General features: G+C 63.4%; 17 protein-coding genes and 1 tRNA gene. 9 read left to right on the top strand and 9 right to left on the bottom strand.

The features are described from left to right. Positions 1–51: 51 nt before the first annotated feature. The 7 genes from GWG65_RS29845 to GWG65_RS29815 are packed head-to-tail and all read right to left on the bottom strand — an operon-like array spanning position 52 to position 7,517. Positions 52–585, bottom strand: coding sequence for an NADH-quinone oxidoreductase subunit B family protein (locus tag GWG65_RS29845; RefSeq protein ID WP_275199079.1), 534 nt, complete (start codon positions 583–585; stop codon positions 52–54). A gap of 9 nt (positions 586–594) precedes the next feature. Further along, the gene (locus GWG65_RS29840; RefSeq protein WP_275199078.1) at positions 595–2,100 is read right to left on the bottom strand and encodes an NADH-quinone oxidoreductase subunit C; all 1,506 of its coding nucleotides are present in this window, start codon (positions 2,098–2,100) and stop codon (positions 595–597) included. A gap of 18 nt (positions 2,101–2,118) precedes the next feature. After that, entirely contained in the window at positions 2,119–3,570 is a 1,452-nt protein-coding gene (locus tag GWG65_RS29835; RefSeq protein ID WP_275199077.1) for a hydrogenase 4 subunit F, read from the bottom strand. Beyond that, the gene (locus GWG65_RS29830; RefSeq protein WP_275199130.1) at positions 3,567–4,229 is read right to left on the bottom strand and encodes a hydrogenase-4 component E; all 663 of its coding nucleotides are present in this window, start codon (positions 4,227–4,229) and stop codon (positions 3,567–3,569) included. Before GWG65_RS29830 ends, GWG65_RS29835 begins: the two co-directional genes overlap by 4 nt. Before the next feature lie 5 nt (positions 4,230–4,234). Next, positions 4,235–5,191, bottom strand: a complete 957-nt coding sequence (locus tag GWG65_RS29825) for an NADH-quinone oxidoreductase subunit H (RefSeq protein WP_275199076.1) — start codon at positions 5,189–5,191, stop codon at positions 4,235–4,237. Beyond that, the gene (gene hyfB, locus GWG65_RS29820) at positions 5,182–7,197 is read right to left on the bottom strand and encodes a hydrogenase 4 subunit B (protein WP_275199075.1); all 2,016 of its coding nucleotides are present in this window, start codon (positions 7,195–7,197) and stop codon (positions 5,182–5,184) included. Before hyfB ends, GWG65_RS29825 begins: the two co-directional genes overlap by 10 nt. Further along, positions 7,197–7,517, bottom strand: coding sequence for a helix-turn-helix domain-containing protein (locus GWG65_RS29815; RefSeq protein ID WP_275199074.1), 321 nt, complete (start codon positions 7,515–7,517; stop codon positions 7,197–7,199). The genes hyfB and GWG65_RS29815 overlap by 1 nt, the downstream gene beginning before the upstream one ends. Positions 7,518–7,921: 404 nt before the next feature. On the opposite strand from GWG65_RS29815, the gene GWG65_RS29810 reads away from it, so the two are divergent. Further along, positions 7,922–8,239, top strand: a complete 318-nt coding sequence (locus tag GWG65_RS29810; RefSeq protein WP_275199073.1) for a hypothetical protein — start codon at positions 7,922–7,924, stop codon at positions 8,237–8,239. Positions 8,240–8,455: 216 nt separating this feature from the next. Here the strand turns inward: GWG65_RS29810 and GWG65_RS29805 are convergent. Both GWG65_RS29805 and GWG65_RS29800 read right to left on the bottom strand, forming a co-directional pair. After that, a tRNA-Arg gene (locus tag GWG65_RS29805) sits at positions 8,456–8,532 on the bottom strand. A gap of 283 nt (positions 8,533–8,815) precedes the next feature. After that, on the bottom strand, positions 8,816–10,261 hold the full coding sequence (locus GWG65_RS29800; protein ID WP_275199129.1) for a HAMP domain-containing sensor histidine kinase: 1,446 nt from the start codon (positions 10,259–10,261) through the stop codon (positions 8,816–8,818). Positions 10,262–10,719: 458 nt separating this feature from the next. Here GWG65_RS29800 and rpmH point away from each other — a divergent pair, with 458 nt between their 5' ends. From rpmH to GWG65_RS29760, 8 genes are all read left to right on the top strand, one after another. Continuing rightward, on the top strand, positions 10,720–10,854 hold the full coding sequence (gene rpmH / locus GWG65_RS29795; RefSeq protein ID WP_006609582.1) for a 50S ribosomal protein L34: 135 nt from the start codon (positions 10,720–10,722) through the stop codon (positions 10,852–10,854). Positions 10,855–10,878: 24 nt separating this feature from the next. Next, entirely contained in the window at positions 10,879–11,259 is a 381-nt protein-coding gene (gene rnpA / locus GWG65_RS29790) for a ribonuclease P protein component (RefSeq protein ID WP_275199072.1), read from the top strand. Positions 11,260–11,272: 13 nt separating this feature from the next. Continuing rightward, positions 11,273–13,120 (top strand): membrane protein insertase YidC, encoded by a 1,848-nt coding sequence (gene yidC, locus GWG65_RS29785; protein WP_275199071.1) that lies wholly within the window; start codon positions 11,273–11,275, stop codon positions 13,118–13,120. A gap of 173 nt (positions 13,121–13,293) precedes the next feature. Further along, entirely contained in the window at positions 13,294–13,947 is a 654-nt protein-coding gene (yihA, locus tag GWG65_RS29780) for a ribosome biogenesis GTP-binding protein YihA/YsxC (RefSeq protein WP_275199070.1), read from the top strand. Then, positions 13,947–14,312: a DUF423 domain-containing protein gene (locus GWG65_RS29775; RefSeq protein WP_275199069.1), complete on the top strand. Its 366-nt coding sequence runs from the start codon at positions 13,947–13,949 to the stop codon at positions 14,310–14,312. The genes yihA and GWG65_RS29775 overlap by 1 nt, the downstream gene beginning before the upstream one ends. A gap of 209 nt (positions 14,313–14,521) precedes the next feature. Next, on the top strand, positions 14,522–15,409 hold the full coding sequence (argB, locus tag GWG65_RS29770; RefSeq protein WP_148743229.1) for an acetylglutamate kinase: 888 nt from the start codon (positions 14,522–14,524) through the stop codon (positions 15,407–15,409). A gap of 164 nt (positions 15,410–15,573) precedes the next feature. Beyond that, entirely contained in the window at positions 15,574–16,560 is a 987-nt protein-coding gene (locus tag GWG65_RS29765; RefSeq protein ID WP_275199128.1) for a DUF1036 domain-containing protein, read from the top strand. Positions 16,561–16,574: 14 nt separating this feature from the next. Then, positions 16,575–17,264: a pyrimidine 5'-nucleotidase gene (locus tag GWG65_RS29760; RefSeq protein WP_275199068.1), complete on the top strand. Its 690-nt coding sequence runs from the start codon at positions 16,575–16,577 to the stop codon at positions 17,262–17,264. Positions 17,265–17,449: the final 185 nt, after the last annotated feature.

The following is a 17,449-nucleotide window of genomic DNA, read 5'->3' as shown; positions in this document are numbered from 1 at the left end:
GAACGCATCCCGATCAAGCCGGGTGGAATAGCCGAAGTCGTCTCCAGAGCCTCACGTGGAAGCGACATTTTTTGCGGTTCGATCGAGCAGGGAAAGAAGTCCCTGCAAGATCGTAACGGGCGGCGGCGGACAGCCCGGAATATGAAGGTCGACGGGAACGATTTGCGAAACCCCGCCGACCACCGCGTAGCTGCCGGCAAAACACCCGCCATCCCGTGCACAGTCTCCAAGGGCAATGACCCATTTCGGGTCGGGGGTCGCGCGATAGGTTCGCTCCAATGCATCGCTCATGTTTTTGGTCACTGGCCCCGTGACGAGGAGAACATCGGCGTGGCGTGGCGAGGCGACGAAGCGAATACCGAAACGCTCGACGTCGTAATAGGCGTTGCTCAGCGCATGGATCTCCAGCTCGCAGCCATTGCATGACCCTGCATCGATTTCGCGGATCGAGAGGCTTCTGCCGAGGCGCCGCCGCGCGGCGCGCTGCAAGGCGGTGGCGAGTTCTTCGACGGCGGCCTCGTCGAGTGCGGGAGCCCGCTCCGTGAGTGGACCCCGGAAGAAATTTTGAAAGAGAAGTTTGCGCATCGTCTTCTCCTACAGGTCCTGCCCGGAATAGGAACAGTTGAACGATTTATTGCAGAGCGGAAAATCGGCGACGATGTTGTTTTCGATGGCTGCTTCGAGCAACGGCCATTGGAACCAGGATGGATCGCGAAGATGGCAGCGATCGACCCGGCCACCGTCGAGCCGGAGCCAGACCAGGATGTCGCCCCTGAACCCTTCGACCAGCGCCATACCCTCGCGCGCCCCAGCCACGGCGGCGATCGGTACGTTTGACGGACCGCCGGGAAGCCGCTCCATGATCTGGCGCACCAGGGAAAGACTCTGTTCGACTTCCCGAATCCGGATCCAGACACGGGCATTGACATCACCGTCGTCGAGCACCGGCACCTCGAAACGCAGATCGCCATACGGCGGATAACCGGGAGCGCGACGGGCATCGAAGGTCCTTCCGGACGCGCGACCCACATAGCCTCCCGCACCGTATTGTTTTGCCAGCGCCGTCGTGACGATGCCGGTATCGACGGTACGATCCTGAAGTGAGGCGGTGTTGTCGTAGAGTTCGATCAAGGCGGGAAAGCGAACGTGGAGATTGTCGAGCACCGCGGCGATGCTTGCCTTGCCTTCTTCATCGAGATCGCGCACCAGCCCGCCGGGAACGATGACGTCTCGCATCAGACGGTGACCGAAGGCTGTGTTTGCGGCGCGGAGAATGTCCTCACGCAGCACGTTGCAGTGGGCCTGCATCAAGCCGAACGAGGCATCGTTGCAGATTGCGCCGATGTCGCCGAGGTGATTGGCAAGCCGCTCGAGTTCGGCCAGCAGCGCCCGCAGCCACACAGCGCGGTCCGGCACTTGCAGTTGCAGGGCAGCCTCGGCGGCCTTCGAAAACGCATAGGCATAGGCAACCGTGCTGTCACCCGATACACGCCCGGCCAGTTGCGCCGCGCGCTCGATGCCGGCGCCTCGCATCAGCCCTTCGATACCCTTGTGGGTATATCCGAGCCGCTGTTCCAGCCGGACCACGGTTTCTCCGCTGGCGGTGAAACGGAAATGTCCGGGTTCGATAATGCCGGCGTGCACCGGACCGACCGCAATCTGGTGCAGGCCATCGCCTTCCGTTGGCAGGAAGCGATAGGGCGACGTCGTCGCCGGTGCGTCGATCCGGTTTCCCAACGGGGAGCGCACGCCCCAGCGGTTGTGATCGAGCCAAGGGCGGGCATCGGGCAGGCCTTGCGCGGACAGTCCGAACAAATCGTTGATCGCGCGCTCCAGCCGAAGCGCCGGCGGGTGGTGCTTGGCGACGCAAGGGTAGACACGATCGGGGCAATCCAGGCTGACGACAGCGGTCGCATCCCCGTCCATGATCGCCATGTGGACGGTCGAGGGTTCGCCCCAGAGGCCAACGAGTGTCCAGCGTCCGTACGCCAGTTCGCTCGCTGCAAATTGCCAGATCTGCGCATCGACCACGACGCGCGGCCATGGATGGTGCTGCTGGATGTTGCGGCCTTCGAGCACCAGATCGATCAGTGATGGCATGTCGCGTCCATTCCTTCGCTATCCAAGGAGACGAGCCACGTTCTGGAACCAAATGACGAGCGGCGCGGGCAGATAGATTCCGGCGCCCAGAACCAGTGAAAGATGTGCAAACATCGGCACGTAGGAAGCTTCTGCCGACGCCTTGCTGCCGCGGGGCTCGCCGAAGGCGACGCTGGTCAGGCGCAGCATCAATGCGCCAAACGCCAGCAGAAGTCCGAACACCAGCGCGATCGCCAACAGCGGCTGCCGCGCGAACGTCGAACTCACGACGAGAAATTCGCTCATGAAGATGCCCAGCGGCGGTAATCCGGCGATCGCGACGACGCCCGCGACGAAGCCCCAGCCCAGCGCCGGATGGGTCACCGTCAAGCCCCGGATCCTGCTGATCCGCTGGGTGCCCTTGATCTGCGAGATGTGGCCGACGGCGTAAAAGATCGCCGACTTGGTCAGGCTGTGCATCACCATGTGCAGCAGCCCGGCAAAATTGGCAAGCGGACCGCCCATTCCGAACGCAAAGACGATGATGCCCATGTGTTCGATCGAGGAGTAGGCGAACAGCCGCTTGATGTCCCGCCTGCGGTAGAGCATGAAGGCCGCGAAGATCAGCGAGACGAGGCCCATCGTCACCATCAGGGGGCCCGGAGCGATCGCGTTGGGGTTGGCGGCGAGCAGGATCTTGAAACGCAATAGCGCATAGAGCGCAACGTTCAGGAGCAGGCCCGACAGCACGGCCGATATCGGGGTCGGACCTTCGGCGTGGGCGTCGGGCAGCCAAGCGTGCAGCGGCGCGAGGCCAACCTTGGTTCCGTAGCCAAGAAACAGGAATATGAAAGCGACGTTGAGGAGGGCGGGATCGAAGGCGGCGGCATGCTGCATCAACAGCGTCCAGACCATGCCGTCCTGACCCTCGCCGACGACCGGCCGCGCCGCCATATAGATGAGGATCGTGCCGAACAGGGCAAACGCAATCCCGACGCTGCCCAGGATGAAATATTTCCACGCCGCTTCCAGGGCTGCATGGGTGCGATAGATCCCGACCATCAGCACGGTGGTGAGCGTTGCGATTTCGACGGCGACCCACATCAGGCCGATATTGTTCGACACGAAGGCCAGATTCATGCCGAACATCATGGTCTGATACATTGCGTGATAGAAACGCAGGTACACCGGCGTCAACCTGCCGGTCTCGAGTTCATGGGCGATGTAGCTTGCGCTGAAGATGCTGGTCGTGAAGCCGACGAAAGTGTTGAGCACGATGAAGACGACGTTGAGATCGTCGACGAGAACGTACGGCCCCGGCTGCGGACGTTCGATGACGAACAACGAGAGCGCCGAGGCAAAGGTGAACAAGCTCGCGACGACATTCAGCCGGGCCGTCAGCCGGTAACCGGGCAAAACGGCGAGCAGCGCCGCCGACATGATCGGAATCAGCAGCACCGCCGTCACGGGATCGAAGGAAGCCATGCTCATCGCCGCTCGCCCCGGTAGTCATCCAGGGCGGAAACGTCGACGGAATCGAAGCGTTCGCGGATCCGGAACAGGAAGATGCCGATGACGATGAAGGCGATCAGGATCGAGAACGCCACGCTGATCTCGACGACGAGCGGCATGCCTTTGGCGCCAGTCGCTGCCAACACCAGTCCGTTCTCGAGCGACATGAACCCCACGACCTGACTGACGGCGTTGCGACGTGTCACCATGACCAGAAGTCCGAGCAGTACGACCGACAGGGCGAAGGCGAGATCTTCGCGCGCCAGCGGATCGGCCTCGGCGGTCACCCGCAGCATCAGGACCATGGAGAGCGCGACCAACGCCATCCCGGCCAGCATGGTCGGGCCAATACCCACGGCTGACTCAATGTCGCGATGAATGCCGAGCTGCTTGACGATGCGATGCAGTGCCACCGGAATGACGATCGCCTTGAACACGAGGGCTATGGCCGCCGTGATGTAGAGATGAGGCGCGTGCTGGACAAAGGCTTGCCAGGCGACGGAAAGCGCAAGCACGACGGCGTGGAGAGCAAAAACGTTGAGCAGCGAATAAAGGCGGTCTTGGTACAGCATCATGAAGCTGATCAGAACCAGGCCGCCGGCGAGCGTATGCGAGACGTCGAAGGCGAGACTGTGCATCTGCATTAGAAACTCCTCGATACGAACAGGAGGAGCGTCCCGAGCAAGCCCAGCATGAGGGCGGCCCCGAGGAATTGCGGAATGCGAAAAATTCTCATTTTCGCGGTGGCGGTCTCGAACAGTGCGAGGAAAAAGCCAGCAGCCGCAAGTTTGACGACGTAGGCGCCGGCGCCAACGGCGTAGGCAAGCGGCCCGGCGCCGAACACCGCGATCTTCCAGGGCAGGAACACACAGGCAATCAGCGAAATGTAGAGCAGCAGCTTGAGAAACGCGCCGAATTCGATCATCGCGAGATGGCGACCGGAATATTCGAGAACCATCGCCTCATGCACCATGGTGAGTTCCAGATGCGTGGCCGGGTTGTCGACCGGGATGCGCGCGTTCTCGGCCAGCGCCACCATGATCAGTGCGATGACCGCCATTCCCAGCGATACCCGTAGTCCGATGTGCGACGACGCCATGAAATCGGCCACCGTTGAAAGCTGGGTTGAGCCGGCAACAAGCGCCATGCAAAAGAAAATCAGCAGCATCGCAGGCTCCGCCAGTGCCGCGATCATGACTTCGCGGCTGGAGCCGATGCCGCCAAAACTGGTGCCGACGTCCATTCCGGCGAGCGCCAGAAAGAATCGGGCGCTTCCGAGCAGCGCAACGATGGCGATCAGATCTGCGCTCCAGTTGAACAGCAGGCCTGTCGCAAAGGTCGGCACCAGGGCGGCGGCAACCCAGATCGCGGCAAAAGTCACATAGGGTGTCACGCGGAATAGCCATGAGGCGTTGTCAGCCAGCACCACCTCCTTGCGCAGCAAGCGCAGGAGGTCGCGATACGGCTGAAAGACCGCCGGTCCCTGGCGCAGCACCAGCCGCGCCTTGATCTTGCGTACGAAGCCGGTCAGCAGCGGCGCGAGCAGGAGCACCAGAAGCATCTGCACGCCCTGTACCACGATGTCCGAGATCACGACCATATCGCGAGCACCAGGAGCAAGGTGACGAGGGTGGCAAAGACGAGACTGAGATATCGCCGGATCGTCAGGAACTGGAGCCGGTTGAGCCGATCGGCTGAAAAGCCGACCGCGCCCGCGATGGGCTGATACATTCCCTCCCAGACCAGATCATGCAATTCGATCCGCAACCGCGCCGGCCTGATATCTCCGGGTGCCGGCATCTCGACATGGTCACGGGCATGGAACACGAGCGTGCCGAAAACACGGCGAATCGGCTGTGCGAAGCTTCCGGCCGAATACTGGGCCGCAGGCGTCGGATCGGAGAAACCGCAGCCCCAGGCGGGTCCCCGCCGCAGCGCGTGCGAGGCGAAGCGATGGATAACGAAGACGGCCAGGGAAGCGGATATCGCGATGAACAGCATCACCAGTAGTCCGTTGTACGAACTGCGGCTTTCCGCAATCGGCACGATCGAAAGCCAGGGTACATTGGCCTGGATCGGCATGCGGCCACCGAGGATCTCGGTCGTGATCGGCGAAAGCGCATCGATCACCAGTCCCGGCAGGATTCCGGCCAGCAAGCACAGTCCGGCAAGGACGAACATGGCGGTGAGCGCGTAACGGTCGACCTCGCGGGCGGTTTCCGCGGCCGTGCTGCGCGGTCTCCCGAGGAACGTCACGCCGAACGCCTTGACGAAGCATGCCGCGGCCAATGCAGCCGCCAAGGCCAATAGCGCGCCGACCGCGGGCACCGTGATCTTCAGCGCCCATTGCGGCAACTCCGGACTTTGCAGCACGGCCTGGAACATGAGCCATTCTGAAACGAAGCCGTTGAAAGGCGGCAGTGCCGAGATCGCGACGCAGCCGACGAGAACGACGAAGCTCGTGAGCGGCATGCGATGGATGAGACCACCCAGCCTGTCCATGTCCCGCTCTCCCGTCGACATCAGCACCGCGCCGGCCCCGAAAAACAGCAGACTCTTGAAAAAGGAATGATTGAGAACGTGAAACAGCGCCGCCGTGAAGGCCAGCGCCGCCGCAAGCTTCAACCCGTTGGCCTGGAAGGCCAGGGCGAGGCCGAGGCTGGCGAAGATGACGCCAACGTTTTCGATCGTGCTGTACGCGAGCAGGCGCTTCAGATCCTTTTCCATCATGGCGTAGAGAATTCCCATGACGGCGGTGATGCCACCGAGGATCAGCACGACCACACTTGCCCACCAGATCGGTTGTCCCAGCAGGTCGAAGATGACGCGAATAAAGCCGTAGATCGCGACCTTGGTCATGACGCCGCTCATCAGCGCCGAAACATGGCTTGGCGCGGCCGGATGCGCGAGCGGCAGCCACACATGCAACGGCAAAAGGCCGGCCTTTGAACCGGCTCCGAGCAACATCAGAATCAACACCGATGTCGCGGCGTATGGTGTGTGCCCGGCGGCGCGGATGGCCGCGAATCCGTAATCTCCGGCCGGTCCCGCCAGCAGGCCGAACGCCAGCAGCAATGCGAGCGTGCCGAAGCTTGCCATCACCAGATAGACGTAACCCGCCTTCGCGTTGCCCCGCTCGCGATGGTGCGCCATGACCAGCGCCCAGGAAGCGAGCGACATGAATTCCCAGCAAAGCAGATAGGAAAAAGCGTCGTCCGAAAGGACCACCAGGTTCATCCCGGCAAGAAAGGCGGGGAAGAAGGGAAGCACGCGATGCGGCGCCGGATCGTGGTGACCGTAGCCGAGACCGTAAAGGCTGGCCGACGCTCCCCCCAGATTGACGACGACCAGGAAAAACGAAGCCAGCGCATCCAGGCGGAAATGCGCGCCAAGCCACGGGAGTCCGATCGGCAAGATCAGTTCGGAGCCGTTCGGGACGCCACCGAGCAGGCTGCGAACCGACCCGAACAAGGCGACCAGGGAAACGGCCATGGTGAGGCCGTAGATGATGGCGGTGGAGCTCTTTGCGCGGCTCAGAACGATCGCAAGCCCGGCGATCCCCAGCAATCCCGCGACACATGACATTTGCAAAACGACGGGAGACATCAAGCGCCGCTCCGCGTTCTGCGCGATGCTTTGTGTTCCGGCTGGCGGTCCAAATCGGCTTCAGCCGGCCTCCAATTCAACTTCAGTCGCACGCCGCGTCCCTGCGAATTGCTGACGGCTCCTTCATCGATCATCTCGATCCCGGCGGCATCGAATGCGGCAATCAACTTGATCAGCGAATCGACATTGCCCCGAACCATCGTTTCGCTGGCCTCCATTCGCTGGATTGTAGGCGCGGAAAGACCGGAGAGTGCGGCGAGCCGGCGCTGATCGATTCCGAGAAGCAGCCGGGCTGCCCGCAACTGAGCTGCCGTGATCATCGATATCTGCTTCACCGTCGAGGGAACCCCGGCCAATATCAAGCGCCATCTCGCATCCTAACTTGTCATGTAATATTGTCAATAAATGATATCTAGGATATCTATTTTAAGGGATGCACCTCAAGCGCTGGAATACGCGTTTGCGAAGTCCGGGCCTTCCGACACCGGATAGGTAGCATCGGCTTGATTGCAGCCCATCGGCGAGTTCGTAGCGCATGCTTCGTCACCCTCGATAAGGGCTTGAAAATCGCCGCTTGGGAACGCAAGTGAAATGCCGCCCGCTCACGCATCAAACGGATGTTCACGACAGACAAGGCACGCGCCAAAATGGGCCGCGCCTATCCCGTCACTTCCAAAGAGTCATAATCACTCTGCAGAGCCACTAGTCTCAAATAGGCTTAGTCGTGAGCCAGCTTGCCAAGGTTGCAGGAGAAGCAAGTCTGAGAGGCGGTTTCATCGGGGGCGGGATCAGGAAGAGCCAGGCCACCCTGGAGAGGTTTCTCGCCGATCGCATCGACGAACGCCCGATGCATATCGAGCCCGAAAGATTGAATCGAGTCGAGGGTCGCTCGTTCGGATCCAGGCATCTCGCCCGGACGGCGCTTCAATTGTACGAGCCGCTCGGAGAGGCCACCGAAAATCTGCCGCGCTATGCCGTGGTGAGGTGGCTCGAACGTAAGGGGCACAGCATGCGGAAAATCTTCGGAAACAATTGGGGATGAGAAACCGGACGAAGCCGATGCCGGAGCCGCGGAGCTACATGACGTGCTCGCTCAATACCCGGCCCACCAGCTGTTTCAAGTAAGGGTGATCAGACGCGAGGCCTTAATCGCGATCGCCGCCGCAATCGAGGGCGTGGAGAATTACGGTAACGCTTACGGTACCACTCGGTAACGGCGTCGATCTGCGGGGGAAAAAACAGCAAAAACAAGACGAAATGGCGCGCCCGGAACGATTCGAACGTCCGACCCTCAGATTCGTAGTCTGATGCTCTATCCAGCTGAGCTACGGGCGCGTGTTTCGCGAACGGCGTTGCGGGCGTTAGCCCGCACGCAGCCCCCGGCGGAGCCGGAGGGGATGCGAAAGAGCGCTCTGACTAACCGCTCTTGCCGGCGTTGGCAAGGTCTGCCTGGGCGGTATTTTGGGGCCAAAAGATCATATTCGACGTCATTCCGGGCTGGCCCGAAACCGGGGTCGCAACTTCGTTGCGCCCCGCAATGACGGGGGTGCGAGGCGGAGCCACGCGCCAGGACCTTACGATGTGGGCCTGCCGCCCCCGCAAGTCGGCCTCCGGACGACTACGCCCGCGCCCGCTCGTTGCGGATCGAGAGCAGCTCTACCGGGCGATCGGGAATGACGATCCGGAAGGTGGCGCCGAGGGTGCCTTCGACCAGATGGATGTCGCCGCCATGGGCGCGGACAAGCTCGGCGGCGATGGCGAGACCGAGGCCGCTGCCGCCGGGGCGGCCGGAGGTCTGGAACGCCTCGAACAGGTGCTCCCGGGTCTTCTGGGGCACGCCGGGACCGGTGTCGGAGACCTCGATGATGGTGACCGCGCCTTCGCGTTTTCCCGTGATCCGGATCTGCTGCGGACCGCCGTCGCCGGACGAATGGCTTTCCAGCGCCTGGGCGGCGTTGCGCACGAGGTTGAGCAGCACCCGGAACAGCTGGTCGGGATCAGCATCGACCGTGAGCCCGCGCTCGATTGCGGCGACCCAGGCGATCGAGGCCTCGCTGGCGAGGCCCGCGGTCTCGCGCACCTCCATGACGACAGGTTCGATCAGCATGATGCGGCGGTCGGGCGCGGCTTCCTGGGCGCGGCCGTAGGACAGCGTCGACTGGCAGAAGGCGATGGCGCGCTCGAGCGAGCGCACCAGCTTCGGTGCAAAACGTTGCACCCGCGGATCGGGCACGCTGGCAAGCTGGTCCGACAACAGCTGCGCCGAGGCCAGCAGGTTGCGCAGATCATGGTTGATCTTGGACACGGCAAGGCCGAGCGCCGCGAGCCGGCTCTTCTGATTCAGCATCGACATCAGGTCGCGCTGCATGTCGGACAATTCGCGCTCGGCGACCCCGATTTCGTCGCTGCGCTGGCTCGGCACGATGATCCGCGCCGAGCTTTCAGGGTTTTCGTGGAAGCCAATCAGGCTCGCGGTCAGCCGCCGCATCGGCCGCACGAAGAGATAATGCAGCGCAAGGTAGACGAGGCCCGCGGTCAGAGCCGCGATGATCAGCGCGACCACCACGACGTTGCGGGAGAAGCGATACATGGCCTGCCGCAGCGGCAGCTCGTCGGTGACGATTTCGATGAACTGGGCGTTGCCGACGCCGGGGCCGACGATGCGGATCGCCCGGTTGCCGGTCTCCAGCATCATCCGGAACGAGCCGGTGATCGCCTCCCACGCCGTCATGTCGCGCAGGTCGATGTCGTGCCCGATCGCGGACGGCAAATTGTCGCTGGCAAGCAGCCGGCGCTGCTGGCCCATCTTGATCGCGACCGCGCGGGCATTGATGCTTTTCAGGATCTGCCGCGACAGCGAATCGGGAACCATGCCGAGCGGGGCGGCATCGAGCACCAGCGCCGCCGTGTTGGCCGCCGCCACGCGGTCGTTCAGCCGGTTGACCCAGAAGTTGGCGATCGCAGGCACGTAGAGCAGGACGGCCGCGATCATCACCAGGGGAATGGTCAGCAGCAGCAGCTTGCCGGACAGGCCGAGCCCGCGCGGCCCGCGCAGCCGCGTCACCGGCTGGTCCGCCTGGTCTGGCTGATCCGAAACGCGATCCAGATCCTGGGTCCGCTGGAGGTCTGTCGCTACCACGAAGTTCGCCCCTGCTGGCCTTGGCTGACGAAGGATGCGACCCGCCCGGGGGCCCGGTCAAATTACGGATCGCTAATCTCCCGGGGTGTGATGTAAGCGTGATTATCGCGAGTCGCTACCTCAAGGGGTAAACCCCGGCGAAACAGTGATATTCAAGTGACATACACGTCGGATTCACGTCGTATTCTTCTTGGCCTGCGCGGTCCTGCAGCGTTGACGAGAAGGGGACGGTCCCTTATAAGCCGCGCAAATTGTCCGCGATGACCCGGCGTGATGCCGGGAGCGGCTCTCTTAGGGCCGGAAAAGGGCCCATTTTGGGCCGCATCTTCCGGACTTTATCATCAATTCTACAGGCAAATTGCCCGGTCAGCGGAGAGAAACCCGTGAAGCGGACTTATCAACCCAGCAAATTGGTGCGCAAGCGCCGTCACGGCTTCCGTGCCCGCCTCGCCACGACCGGCGGTCGCAAGGTTCTCGCCGCCCGCCGCGCCCGCGGCCGCAAGCGCTTGAGCGCCTGAGCCTGACCCTTTTGGGATTTCATCATGGATCGGCTGAGGCAGCGGGCGGATTTCCTCGCCGTTGCCAATGGCGCGCGGGTGAATAGCCCCGCGTTCGTCCTGCAAAGCCGTGGCCGCGACGACAGCGGCCCGATCCGGATCGGCTTCACCGTTACCAAAAAGAACGGCAACGCCCCCCAGCGCAATCGCATCCGGCGTCGGCTTCGCGAACTGGTGAAGCGGCTCGATCCGGTATCGATGCAGCCCCATCATGATTATGTGCTGGTTGGCCGAAGGGACGCGCTCTCGCGCGACTTCGCCACCATGCTCGACGATCTGCGCATAGCGTTTACACGGCCCGCGCGGCATACGGCCAAGGGGCGCGGCCAGGGGCCGGGCCCCGCGACAAGCCGCAAACCGGATTGATGACGAGAGAATGATGACCGACAACCGCAATACGATCCTCGCCGTCATCCTGTCGGGTCTGGTCCTGATCGCCTGGCAGTATTTCTACAACGTGCCGGCGATGGAGAAGCAGCGCGCCTTGCAGCAGACGCAGGCCGAGCTTCAGAAGACCACGCCGCAGCCGACGGCCTCCGCGACGCCGGGCGCCACGCCCCAGGCCGGCGGCACAGCCCAGCCGTCAACGCCGGCCGCAAACCAGCAGGCCCAGCCGGCCGTCAGCCGCGACGCCGCGATTGCCGCCGCCCCGCGCGTGAAGATCGACACGCCGCGGCTTGCCGGCAGCGTCTCGCTGAAGGGCGGCCGCATCGACGACCTTGCGCTGGTGCAGTACCGCGAAACGGTCGATCCGAGCTCGCCGCCGATCATCCTGTATTCGCCCTCGGGCACGGCGGAGCCCTATTACGCCGAGTTCGGCTGGGTGCGGGCGACGGGCGTGACCGCGAAGCTGCCGGACTCCCAGACGCTCTGGCAGCAGGACGGCAGCGGCAGCCTGACGCCGTCGACGCCGGCGGTGCTGAAGTGGGACAATGGCGAGGGGCTCACCTTCCGCCGCACCATCTCGGTCGACGATCACTATCTCTTCACCGTCAAGGACGAGGTGATCAATGTCGGCAACGCGCCGGTCACGCTCTATCCGTTCGCGCTGATCTCGCGCCACGGCGCGCCGCAGGTCTCCGGCTACTACATCCTGCATGAAGGCCTGATCGGCTATCTCGATGGCTTGCAGGAATACGCCTACAAGAAGATCGACGAAGCCAGGCAGGTGAACTTCAAGGCCACCAATGGCTGGCTCGGCATCACCGACAAATACTGGGCCTCGGCGCTGCTGCCGGATACCAGCGCTCCGCTTCAGGCGCGCTTCTCGTCTAACCCCAGCGGCAACGTCCATACCTACCAGACCGACTATCTGCTCGACCCCGTCACCGTCGCAATCGGCGGCACAGCAACCGCGAGCGCGCGGCTGTTCGCGGGCGCCAAGGAAGCCGGCGTCGTCGGCATCAACTTCCCGCTCGCGGGTCACGGCGGCTACAACAAGGAGCTCGGCCTCAACCATTTCGATCTCTTGATCGACTGGGGCTGGTTCTACTTCATCACCAAGCCGATGTTCCTCGGCCTCGACTTCTTCTATCGCTTCTTCGGCAATTTCGGCGTCTCGATCCTGCTCGTGACCGTGATCGTGAAGCTCTTGTTCTTCCCGCTGGCGAACAAGTCCTACGCCTCGATGGCGAAGATGAAGTCGGTCCAGCCGCAGCTTCAGGCGTTGAAGGAGCGCTATCCCGACGACAAGGTGAAGCAGCAGCAGGAGATGATGGAGATCTACCGCAAGGAGAAGATCAATCCGGTCGCCGGCTGTCTTCCCGTGGTGATCCAGATCCCGGTGTTCTTCTCGCTCTACAAGGTGCTGTTCGTCACCATCGAGATGCGGCACGCGCCGTTCTTCGGCTGGATCAAGGACCTCTCCGCGCCCGATCCGACCAACCTGTTCACCCTGTTCGGGCTGATCCCGTTCGATCCGACCACGATCCCGCTGTTCGGCCATTACCTCGCACTCGGCATCTGGCCGATCATCATGGGCATCACGATGTGGTTCCAGATGAAGCTGAACCCGACGCCGCCGGATCCGACCCAGCAGCTCATCTTCAACTGGATGCCGCTGATCTTCACCTTCATGCTGGCGGGCTTCCCGGCGGGTCTCGTGATCTACTGGGCCTGGAACAACACGCTCTCGGTGCTCCAGCAGAGCTTCATCATGCGCCGCAACGGCGTGAAGGTGGAGCTATTCGACAATCTCAAGGCGACGTTCGCGAAGAAGGCGACGTAGTATTCGAGCGTTGCCGGGCGCAACTGCCTCCACATCGTCATGCCCGGGCTTGTCCCGGGCATCCACGTTTCGGAGGGGACCGTGCGGACAGGCGTGGATGGCCGGGACATTTTGAACGGGAAAGACGCGCGTCGCGCTTTTGCCCGGCCATGACGAGAGGATAGACCCTTCGCATGACTGAGAAGTCAGACGACAACCTGATCGAAACCGGGCGGAAGCTGTTCGCCCGCGACTGGCAGTTCATTTGGGCCTCGCCCTCGATCGAAACGCTGCCGCCGATGGCGGGGCTGGAGATCGCCTTTGCCGGGCGCTCCAATGTCGGCAAGTCGAGCCTGATCAACGCGCTCACGGGGCGTAACGCGCTGGCGCGCACCTCGCATACGCCGGGCCGCACCCAGGAGCTGATCTTCTTCGAGGTGCCGGGCAAGACAGACCTGCGGCTGGTCGACATGCCCGGCTATGGCTACGCCAAGGCGCCCAAGTCCCAGGTCGCCTCCTGGACCGAGCTGATCCACAAATTCCTGCAGGGGCGCGCCTCGCTCGCGCGCGTCTACGTGCTGATCGACGCGCGGCACGGGCTGAAGGACGTCGACTTCGAAATCCTGGGGACGCTCGACCGCTCCGCCGTCAGCTACCAGATCGTGCTGACCAAGGCCGACCAGGTGAAGGCCTCCGAGCTGCAATCGCGCATCGCCGAGACCGGCGCCGCGCTCGCCAAGCATGCCGCCGCGTTTCCCGATGTGCTGACGACCTCGTCGCGCTCGGGAGCCGGAATGGCCGAGCTGCGCGCCGCGATGGCGCGGCTTTTGGAAGAGCGCAGCTCTTGATGGCTCCGTTCCGCCTGCTGATCGCCGTCGCCGGTTTGATGGGGGCCGCCGGCATCGCGCTGGCAGCCGCGTCCGCACACGGCGCCGATGCGAGCCGGCTTGCCTCTGCGAGCGCGATGCTGCTGTTTCATGCAACTGCCATACTTGCGACGGTTGCGCTGATCGAACGCGGCCTTCTGCATGGCGGAATTGGCCTCGTCGCCGCCTTCGGCCTCGCGATCGGCGCCGCGCTGTTCGCGGGCGACCTCACCTTGCGGCAATATGCGGGACATGGGCTGTTTCCGTACGCGGCGCCAACCGGCGGGACCACGGTGATTTTGAGCTGGCTGGTGGTGAGCGTGGCCGCGGTGGTGCGGCGGAAGTAAAATCCTTCCCTTCTCCCCTTGTGGGAGAAGGTGGCGCGAAGCGCCGGATGAGGGGTCTGCCTCTGCGGATAGAGACCCCTCACCCGTCTCGCCGCTATCGCGGCGATCCACCCTCTCCCACAAGGGGAGAGGGGAAGAACATCGCTTTGCGCCTCGCCCGGCAATCGGATAGAACGCGGCCCGACAGTCCCGCCAGCGAGATCCGCCTCATGACCGACATCTCTCCGCTCGACCAGGCCCGCATCCTGTCCGAAGCGCTGCCGCATATGCAGCAGTATGACGAAGAAACCATCGTCATCAAATATGGCGGCCATGCCATGGGCGACGAGGAGACCGCGAAGAACTTTGCCCGCGACATCGTGCTGCTCGAGCAGACCGCGATCAATCCTGTGGTGGTGCACGGCGGCGGGCCGCAGATCGCGACCATGCTCAAGCGGCTCGGCATCGTCTCGGAATTCGCGGCCGGCCTGCGCATCACCGATGCCGCCACCATCGAGATCGTCGAGATGGTGCTCGCCGGCTCCATCAACAAATCGCTGGTCGGCTACATCAACGAAGCCGGCGGCAAGGCGGTCGGCCTCTGCGGCAAGGACGGCAACATGGTCACCGCTACCAAGGCGACGCGCACCATGGTCGATCCGGACTCGCACATCGAGAAGGTGGTCGATCTCGGCTTCGTCGGCGAGCCCGAGAAGGTCGATCTTACCCTGCTCAACCAGCTGATCGGCTACGAGCTGATCCCGGTGCTGGCGCCGCTCGCGACGTCGAAGACCGGACAGACCTTCAACGTCAACGCCGACACGTTTGCCGGCGCCGTCGCCGGCGCGCTGAAAGCCAAGCGGCTCTTGCTGCTCACCGACGTGCCGGGCGTGCTCGACAAGTCGAAGAAGCTGATCCCGCAATTGTCCGTCAAGGATGCGCGAAAACTGATCGCTGACGGCACCATTTCCGGCGGCATGATCCCGAAGGTCGAGACCTGCATCTACGCGCTCGAACAGGGCGTGCAGGGCGTCGTCATCATCGACGGCAAGATGCAGCACGCGGTGCTGCTCGAGCTCTTCACCAACCAGGGCACGGGAACGCTGATCCACAAGTGATGGGCGAACGCGAGCAGCGGAAAACGGTCGTCATGCCCGGGCTTGACCCGGGCATCCACGTTCTTTCTTCGATGCCGAAACGAGGCGTGGATGGCCGGGTCAAGCCCGGCCATGACGAACGGAGAGTTCGGCGCCTTCAGCGCTCGCCTCTGACCCGCTTCCTGATGACGCTGCCCGCAGCAGTCGTCTCGCTGTTCTTCTCCTCCGCCCCTGCCTTTGCCGACCTGAAAATCTGCAACCGCATGTCCTATGTCGTGGAGGCCGCGATCGGCATCGACGACAAGGCGGCGACCGCGACGCGCGGCTGGTTCAGGATCGACCCCGCCACCTGCCGCGTGGTGGTGCAGGGCACGCTTTCGGCCGACCGCATCCTGCTCAATGCCCGCGCGCTCGGCGCCTACGGTGCTTCCCCGATCCCGCAGAACGGCAGCGACATGCTGTGCGTGGCGCAGGACAATTTCGTCATCGCCGCGGCGCGGCAGTGCCGCAGCGGCCAGACCCAGGCCGCCTTTACCCAGATCACGCCAAGCCGAGGCGACGACGGCAACTTTACCGCCTATCTCGCCGAGGATTCCGAATATGACGACGAGCAGGCCCGGCTCGCCGGCATCCAGCGGCTACTATTGATCGCCGGCTATGACGCAGCGCCGATCGACGGCGTCGACGGGCCGAAGACGCAGGCAGCCCTTGCCGCCTTCCTAAAGAGCCGCGGGCTGCCGGCCGACTCCGTGTCCTCGCCGAACTTGTTCAAGACCATGGTCGAGGCGGTGCAGACGCCGTCGCCGAGCGGCCTGACCTGGTGTAACGACACGCCGCACAAGGTGATGGCGGCGGTCGCCACCGACGACGGCAAGTCGGTGACGAGCCGCGGCTGGTATCGCATCGACCCCAAGACGTGCCTGCACCCCGACGTGACCGGCCAGCCCAGGCAGATCTTCAGCTTCGCGGAAGCCATCGACGCCGACAACCGCGCCGTCAAGCTGAAGGACCGGCCGCTGAACTGGGGCGGCGACAGGCAGCTCTGCACTCGCGAGACCAAGTTCGAGACCAACGAGCAGACCGATTGCCCCGCGCGCGGATTTGTGGCGACGGGATTTGTTGCGGTCGACATGAGCAGCGGCGGCAAGACGCTGCGCTTTGCGATGCCGTGATCGAGAAAGTTGCGATGAAAATCCCCCGCATCTTCACCCACATCGACACCTGGGTGTTCGACCTCGACAACACGCTCTATCCGCATCACGTCAATCTGTGGCAGCAGGTCGATGCGCGGATCGGGGAGTTCGTTTGCAACTGGCTGCACGTCACGCCGGAGGAAGCGCGAAAGATCCAGAAGGATTACTATTTGCGCTTCGGCACCACCATGCGCGGCATGATGACCCTGCACGGCGTGCGCGCCGACGACTACCTTGCCTATGTGCACAAGATCGACCACTCGCCGCTGGAGCCGAATCCCGCGCTCGGAGCGGCCATCGCAAAGCTGCCGGGGCGCAAGCTGATCCTGACCAACGGTTCGGCCAGCCATGTCGACGCGGTGCTGGCGCGGCTCGGTCTCGCCACGCATTTCGACGGCGTGTTCGACATCATCGCCGCGGAGTTCGAGCCCAAGCCGGCGCCGCAGACCTACCGGAAGTTTCTCGGCGACCATGCGGTCGACCCGACCCGCGCCGCGATGTTCGAGGACCTCGCCCGCAACCTCACCGTCCCGCACGAGCTCGGCATGACCACGGTGCTGGTGGTGCCCGACGGCACCAAGGAGGTCGTGCGCGAGGACTGGGAACTGGAAGGCCGCGATGCCGCCCATGTCGACCACGTCACGGATGACCTGACGGGATTTTTAGCGGGGCTGTCGCGTTGAGGCCGTAGCCCGGATGGAGCGCAAGCGAAATCCGGGATCGCGCCGCCGGAGAGACTTTCCCGGATTACGCTGCAGCGTAATCCGGGCTACGCGGCCGCTGTCTCGATTCATCACGACCGCCGCGGCGTACTAGATCACCCGCTTTCGCGGGTGATGACAGCGAACCAAGCTTGACTCCACCCCGC

This window comes from Bradyrhizobium sp. CSA207, from assembly GCF_029051685.1.
GTDB lineage: Bacteria > Pseudomonadota > Alphaproteobacteria > Rhizobiales > Xanthobacteraceae > Bradyrhizobium.
The sequence above is the reverse complement of the archived record's forward strand: the minus strand, read 5'-3'. Positions and strand labels throughout refer to the sequence as shown.